At 65.3% G+C, this 4,324-nt stretch carries 3 protein-coding genes and 1 pseudogene; 2 read left to right on the top strand and 2 right to left on the bottom strand.

Features of this window, described 5'->3' with window-relative positions; all coding sequences use genetic code 11:
- Positions 1-366: 366 nt before the first annotated feature.
- Positions 367-1,590, top strand: a complete 1,224-nt coding sequence (locus tag VFF46_RS38100) for a helix-turn-helix transcriptional regulator (protein ID WP_325042139.1) — start codon at positions 367-369, stop codon at positions 1,588-1,590.
- A gap of 129 nt (positions 1,591-1,719) precedes the next feature.
- Complete coding sequence (locus VFF46_RS38095; protein WP_414673141.1) at positions 1,720-2,193, top strand: hypothetical protein; 474 nt, start codon at positions 1,720-1,722, stop codon at positions 2,191-2,193.
- Positions 2,194-2,521: 328 nt separating this feature from the next.
- On the opposite strand, the gene VFF46_RS38090 is transcribed toward VFF46_RS38095, so the two are convergent.
- On the bottom strand, positions 2,522-2,710 hold the full coding sequence (locus VFF46_RS38090; protein ID WP_325042137.1) for a hypothetical protein: 189 nt from the start codon (positions 2,708-2,710) through the stop codon (positions 2,522-2,524).
- A gap of 531 nt (positions 2,711-3,241) precedes the next feature.
- Positions 3,242-4,324: pseudogene (locus VFF46_RS38085) on the bottom strand (alpha-1,4-glucan--maltose-1-phosphate maltosyltransferase); the annotation flags it as partial.

Here is a 4,324-nt window from a genome sequence, read left to right as displayed (position 1 = left end):
GCAACGTCCCCGGTGCCGCTGACTCCGCTCACATCGACCGCGCGACGAAGCACGAACCTGCGTGGGCATCCGATGCTTTCGGCCGGGCGATCGAGATGTGCATCGACTTCCATTCGAAGTTCCCTTCGAGGCTCTTCGTCTCAATCCAAGGACCCCTGGCGTTCGTCAGAACTGCTTGCGGCGACGCTCCGAGGTGCGGGTGCCCTCCACCGTGGAGGATCGGTCGCGCTGTGTAGTCAATTCTTCTCAGCCGCGACCCCGCTGAGTTGCACACTTGGTGCAACTCCGGCCACACTCAGCGAGCGGTGCGGGGAGTGCGTAGGTATCGTTCGATCTGAACGAACAGCCCGGAACCGGAGACACGGAATGTCAGAGCGCAGGCTGAGCACTGGTGCGCGAATCGCTGCGTATCGCCGGCTGAATCGGCTGACGCAGCGCGGCCTCGCGGCACGGGCCAACGTTTCTCACAGCCTCCTGACCAAGGTCGAGGTCGGCTCCAAGCCGGCTTCGCAGTCGTTTCTCGTAGCATGCGCGAAAGCGATGTCGATCCCGGTCACGCACCTCACCGGTCAGCCGTTCATCGAGGAACAGAGTGAAGACCGGCTGTCCGGCCCGCTCAACGACCTGCGCGCGTCCCTGGAGAATTTCGATCTCGCACTCGATGACCTTCCCGTGCGCCCGCTCGCGGCGATCCGGCCTGACGTCCGCGACATGGTGCTCGCCCGGCGCGACGCGCACTACGCGCGGATTCTCGGCCGAAGTCCTGCTTTGATCGATGAGTTGGTCCAGCTCTCACAGACACTGGTCGGCCACGAGGCCGAACAGGCGCACCATCTTCTCGTTCAGCTGTACCGCTCAGCGGCCGACGTCGCCTATGCGCTCGGCCTGGTCGATCTCGTGTCACTACTGCTCGCCCGAATGGACTTCTCAGCCTCTCGATGTGGCGATCCCTACCAGGTTGCGACCTATCGCTACATGCGTGCGTACTCGACGTTCACCACAGGCCGGTACGAGCTTGGCCACCGGATCATCCAAGCAGCCCTCACAGACATCGACACAGGGGTACGGACAGCTGATCCGGTAGCTGTCTGCGCGGCGGGCAACCTGCGATTGCGCGCCGCCATTCTCGCGACACGTCAAGGTGATGCGGACACCGCTCGAGCGCAGCTCGTCGAAGCACGGCACCTCGCGGATGTGCTCGGTCACGAGGTGACCGGCAACGACCTGGCCAGCGGCTACGCCGGCGCGATCTCGTTCGGAGCAACGAACGTCGCGATCCACACGGCGGCCGTCGAGATGGAACTCGGCAACCACGGCAACGCGGTCACGCTCGCCGAACTGGTCCATCCGCCGAAAGGCTATCCACCTGACCGGATGGGCCATCACCACATTGACACAGCGCGAGCACGACTCTTGACCGGTGACAACGAGGGTGCGATGAGTTCACTACGGCTGGCGCGGCAGATCGCTCCGCAGAAGACCAGGTACCACCCGAGCGTGCGCGAAACGGTCGCCGGTCTCTTACATGCCAGCCGCCACGCAAGCGACAACCTCATCGGCTACGCCCATTGGGTCGGCGTACAACTATGAGTCTGTTGCGGCATGGCAAGCTCTGTCCTACTCGCGCTTGCTGGTTCTGACAGGTGGTCCTGCATGAGTAGAGGTGCCCTACTTCTTGTTGTCTGCGGTGCGCCGCTGGCTTCTCGACTAGGTGATGGCGTGCGCGCAGCACGTACCCGGGACTGGGACCCCTATGTCATTCCAACTGACGCCGCGCTTCCCTGGCTGGCGGACCAGGATCTGACCGACACACCTGTCATCCTCGGGAATCGCAAGCCCACCGAACCTCGGCGTACGCCCACCGCAGATGCCGTGGCAGTGGTTCCGGCCACCTTCCACACCTTGAATGCGTGGGCCACCGGCAACGCGTACTCGTATCCACTGACCACACTCTGCGCGGCGCTCGGCTCCCAGACACCTACGGTCGCCGTTCCGTACGCCAGTCACGAGTTGACGAACCACCCAGCATGGTCGGCCTCCCTTGCTCTGCTCCGGCGCTCGGGAGTTGGGATCGTGGATCCACAGGACGGCTCGGGCGAGTCCCTGACACCCGTCAAATCCGGCACCGGCGCCGCGCAGAAATTCCGATGGGAATGGGTCTTTGAACGGATCGTGCCGGCGCAGGATTCCTGAAGCGGGTTCGCATACGCGAACAGCCTCACGCCCGACGATGGTCGAGGCGCTCTACGAGTCGTGGGGTTATGAGCCAATCAGTAGGCAACAGCCGTCTGTCGACGGCCCGGTCCTGACTGTCATAGTCCGGCGAACCGGTATCGCGTCACACTCTGACTCGCTGTCTCCAGGACATGAACACCAAGCCGGTCACGACCCCGATCGGAAACCACACGGTGAATTCCTGCCCCTTGGCAGACCACTCGCCCATCGGGACCAGGAGGAGCAGCGCGAACGCGAGCACCCCGACGGTCGGCACCAACAGCCGTTCGGAGAGTTCGCGCGGGCTTTACCACTGCCACAGCAGCCCGGCGACGAAGCCGCTCAGGATCATCCCACTCGTCCAGTACCGCTCCGACTGGTCGAGCACATGCTCCGTACTGGGGACGAACCAGCCGACAACAATGCTCACGATGATCGGCACGGACCACCCCGTGCGGCTCCGGGTCTCCTCCGGGATCCGATCCAGAACTGACATCCTCGCCCCCCCTCCTGTGTGGAAGCTGAGGATCTCACGCAGGAGCGGTCATCGGGTGTGCCGACGACGTACAGGCGTAGTTTCGCGGCGAGGTCTCCGGCTTCACAGGCGTCGGCGTTACCGCCCAACCGTGCACGCCCCGCCGTCTGTGAGGTGCTCGAAGGTGGTTGCCCTCGTCGTGCGCGGCCGCACCGATCGCGGGCATGCCCACTCGTCACGGTGCGGCGTGGCGCGGGGTGGTCGCTCGCGAGCGTAGCGAGCAACTCGCCGGCGCCAGCCGGCAACTCCGGCGTCAGCCGGAAATCCCCGGCGTCAGCTGGAACTTCCCGGCGCCAGCCGGAAATCCCCGGCGTCAGCTGGAACTTCCAGGCGCCAGCCGGAAACTCGCGGCGGTAGCCGCAAATTGCCGCGGCAGCGGCAGCTGAAAGTCCGGCGGCAGCCGGGGGTGGGTGGGCGCGGCGCGTAGCACGGCGACGGAGGAGCCGCGCGTAGCACCGCACGGGGTGGATTCACCCTTTTCCATCACACCTGTCAGGCTTGGCCGCGGCGGACGGCGAGGATGTGGGCGGGTTCGGCGTTGGGGTCGAGTTTGATGTAGTTCTGCTGGCCCCAGCGCCAGGTGGCGCCGCTGATCTCGTCGTACACGGTGAAGGTGTCCTCGGGGCGCATACCGAGGGCGGCCATGTCCAGGTGGACCATCGACTCGCGGACCGAGTGCGGGTCGGTGTTCACCACGACGATGACCGTGTCGCTGTGGCCGTCGGGCGAGGTCGAGCGCTTCGAGTAGCACATGATCGCCTCGTCCTCGACGGAGTGCAGCGTCAGGTTGCGGAGCTGCTGCAGCGACGGGTGCCGGCGGCGGATGTTGTTCAGCAGCGTCAGGTACGGCGCCAGCGTGCGGCCCTCGCGTTCGGCCGCCTCCCAGTCCCGCGGGCGGAGCTGGAACTTCTCGGTGTCCAGGTACTCCTCCGACCCGGGCCGGAGCGCGACGTGCTCGAACAGCTCGAACCCGGCGTACACACCCCAGGCCGGCGACGACGTGGACGCGATCGCGGCGCGGATCTTGAACGCACCAGGTCCGCCGTACTGCAGGTACGCGGTCAGGATGTCCGGCGTGTTCACGAAGAAGTTTGGCCGCAGGAAGTGCCCGGTCTCCTTCGTCAGCTCCTCCAGGTACTCCTCCAGCTCCCACTTCTCGTTGCGCCAGGTGAAGTACGTGTACGACTGGTGGAACCCGACCTTGGCCAGCTCCCGCATCATCGGCCGCCGGGTGAACGCCTCGGACAGGAACACCACGTCCGGGTCGGACTTGCGGATCTCGCCGAGCAGGTACTCCCAGAAGTTCACCGGCTTGGTGTGCGGGTTGTCGACCCGGAACACCGTGACGCCCTTGGAGATCCACAGCTTCACGATCCGCAGTACTTCGGCGTAGATCCCTTCCGGGTCGTTGTCGAAGTTGATCGGGTAGATGTCCTGGTACTTCTTCGGCGGGTTCTCGGCGTACGCGATCGAGCCGTCGGCGCGGACCGAGAACCACTTCGGGTGCTCCTTGACCCACGGGTGGTCCGGCGACGCCTGCAGCGCCAGGTCGATCGCGACCTCGAGGCCGACCTC

Source organism: Kribbella sp. (assembly GCF_035655035.1).
In the GTDB taxonomy this organism is placed as follows: Bacteria; Actinomycetota; Actinomycetes; order Propionibacteriales; family Kribbellaceae; genus Kribbella.
This window is presented reverse-complemented; position numbering and strand designations above follow the sequence as displayed.